The organism is Protofrankia sp. Cas8 (assembly GCF_963555845.1).
In the GTDB taxonomy this organism is placed as follows: Bacteria; Actinomycetota; Actinomycetes; order Frankiales; family Frankiaceae; genus Protofrankia.
This window is the reverse complement of the sequence record NZ_CAUVXI010000351.1, coordinates 1-2,584: the sequence shown is the minus strand read 5'-3', so window position 1 is coordinate 2,584 and position 2,584 is coordinate 1. Positions and strand designations below refer to the sequence as shown.

The following is a 2,584-nucleotide window of genomic DNA, read 5'->3' as shown; positions in this document are numbered from 1 at the left end:
GTGCGAGGTCCTTGTCCAGGATCGCCACATAGACCCCGCCGAGGTGGGCGAAGCCCGTTGGGCTCGGGCAGAAACGGGTGACCATCGCGCCCGGCGTCAGGTTCCTCGGCGGGTACCGCTCCTCCCAGTGCTCCGGGCCGGGTAGGTCGGCCGGATACAGCGCGTCAATCTCATCGCGGTCAAGCATTGCAGTGGGTACCTCCACGGGCGCTGGACAGTTCTGAAACCGCGGTGATCACCGTCGCCAGGCGGTCCCGTGGTGGGCACTACCCGCAGGCCCGTCTGCGATGCTAGCGGGCACCGGGTCCCCCCCGGTGGAGGGCGTGTCAGGCATGCGGCGCGGCTTCTCCAAGGTGGTGGGGGCCGCCAGGCCAGGGGGTGCCCCTGCGCGCCGGCCCGTACGATGACCACAGCGTCATCCGCGAGTCGGCAGGCACGGGACTCGGCAGTCAGCAGACACAGACGTGGCCGCAAGGTCACCGGGAAGTCAGAGGGTCGTAACCGGTATGGCGATTACCAGGGACGAGGTCGCCCATCTTGCCCGCCTGTCGCGGCTGGCCTTGTCCGACGAGGAGCTCGACACGCTCGCCCCTCAGCTCGACGTGATCATCGGTGCGGTCGCCCGGGTCGCGGAGGTAGCTGCGGGTGACATCCCGCCGACGACCCATGCCGTCCCGCTGACGAACGTGTTCCGGGCTGACATCACCCGCACGTCGCTGTCGCAGGCTGACGCGCTCGCCGGCGCGCCCGCCGTCGAAGGCGGCCGTTTCCGGGTGCCGCGCATCCTCGACCTGGACGAGTGAGGGTACCTCCCGTGACCGACGTCATCCGTTTCTCCGCCGCCCGAACCGCCGCCGCGATCGCCGCGGGTGAGCTCAGCGCCCTGGAGGCGACCCAGGCCGCGCTCGACCGGATCGCGAAGGTCGACGATCGGATCAACGCGTTCCTGCACGTCGACGTCGACGGTGCCATTGCCGCGGCTCGCGACGTCGACCGGCGCCGGGCCGCGGGGGAGCGCCTGGGACCGCTCGCGGGCGTCCCGCTGGCGCTCAAGGACGTACTCACTGCCCGCGGCATGCCGACGACCTGTGGTAGTCGAATGCTCGAGGGTTGGAAGCCGCCGTACGACGCGACAGTGGTGTCGAAGTTGCGGGCCGCCGGCGTGGTGATCATCGGCAAGGTCAACATGGACGAGTTCGCGATGGGGTCGTCCACGGAGAACTCCGCCTACGGGCCGACCCGCAACCCGTGGGACACCGATCGCATCCCCGGCGGTAGCAGCGGTGGCAGCGCAGCCGCCGTGGCCGCCTTCGAGACGCCGATCTCGATCGGGACCGACACCGGCGGCTCGATTCGCCAGCCCGCGGCCGTGTGCGGGCTGGTCGGGGTCAAGCCGACCTACGGCGGGGTGAGCCGCTACGGCCTCGTCGCGTTCTCGAGCTCGCTGGACCAGGCCGGGCCGCTGGCCCGCACGGTGACCGACGCGGCTCTGCTACATGCCGCCATCGCCGGTCACGACCCGCTGGACACGACCAGCATCGAGTTGCCGGTACCCGGCGTGGTGGCCGCCGCCGCCAGCCGTGATCTGCGCGGCGTGCGGATCGGCGTGGTCCGGGAACTGTCCGGGGACGGCTACGACATCGGGGTGCGGGCGCGCTTCTCCGACGCTCTTGAGGTGCTGGTCGGTCTGGGTGCCGAGGTCGTCGAGGTCAGCTGCCCGCACTTCACCTACGCGCTGCCCGCCTACTATCTGATCGCGCCGAGCGAGTGCTCGTCCAACCTGGCCCGCTTCGACGCGATGCGGTTCGGCCTGCGGATCGGTGACGACGGCGAGGCCGGAGCCGAGGAGGTCATGACCCGCACCCGCGGTGCCGGCTTCGGGGCCGAGGTCAAGCGTCGGATCATCCTGGGGACCTACGCATTGTCGTCGGGTTACTACGACGCCTACTACGGTCAGGCGCAGAAGGTCCGAACGCTGATCAGCCAGGACTTTGCCGCGGCCTACGAACGGGTCGACGTGCTGGTCTCACCCACCACGCCCACCGTCGCGTTCCGGCTGGGTGAGAAGATCAACGATCCGGTGGCGATGTACCTGTCCGACCTGTGCACGATCCCGTCGAACCTGGCCGGCGGGCCGGCGATGAGCCTGCCGATCGGCCTGGCCGACGGGCTTCCGGTCGGTTTTCAGATCATGGCGCCGACCTTCGCGGACGACCGGCTCTACCAGGTCGGCGGCGCGTTGGAGGCAGCTCTCGACGCCGCCCGCGGCCATCCCTTCCTCGACGACGCCCCGGCCCTGTAGGGCCCGGAATGCGCGACGGCGGCCCGTTCCCCGTCCGGGCGGCCCCGGCGAGACTCGGAGGGACACTGGGCCTGATGAGTTGTGAGATGTGCGGAACGAGGGGAGACGTTGATGGTTGCGCTACGTAGCAGGCGGGCGGATCGGGCGCCGCTGGTGGCGGTCTGGGTACTGGGCTTGGCCGTGCTCGGGGTGGGCATCGCAGCGGTCTCGCCGATTTTGATCATCTGGGGCGTGCTCGGCGTCGCCGGATCCGCCTTCGCCACCAGGATCCACCTGCGTGAC

Annotated in this window: 2 protein-coding genes and 1 pseudogene; 2 read left to right on the top strand and 1 reads right to left on the bottom strand. The window is 70.2% G+C overall.

Features of this window, described 5'->3' with window-relative positions:
* Window positions 1–187, bottom strand: a pseudogene (locus tag U9977_RS26710) (glutamate--tRNA ligase); the annotation flags it as partial.
* A gap of 319 nt (window positions 188–506) precedes the next feature.
* Between U9977_RS26710 and gatC the strand changes: the two are divergent.
* Both gatC and gatA read left to right on the top strand, forming a co-directional pair.
* Window positions 507–803 (top strand): Asp-tRNA(Asn)/Glu-tRNA(Gln) amidotransferase subunit GatC, encoded by a 297-nt coding sequence (gatC, locus tag U9977_RS26705; protein ID WP_322752035.1) that lies wholly within the window; start codon window positions 507–509, stop codon window positions 801–803.
* A gap of 11 nt (window positions 804–814) precedes the next feature.
* Window positions 815–2,302 carry an Asp-tRNA(Asn)/Glu-tRNA(Gln) amidotransferase subunit GatA gene (gatA, locus tag U9977_RS26700; protein WP_322752034.1) on the top strand — a complete coding sequence of 496 codons (1,488 nt, stop codon included), beginning with the start codon at window positions 815–817 and terminating at the stop codon, window positions 2,300–2,302.
* The last annotated feature ends 282 nt before the right edge of the window (window positions 2,303–2,584 follow it).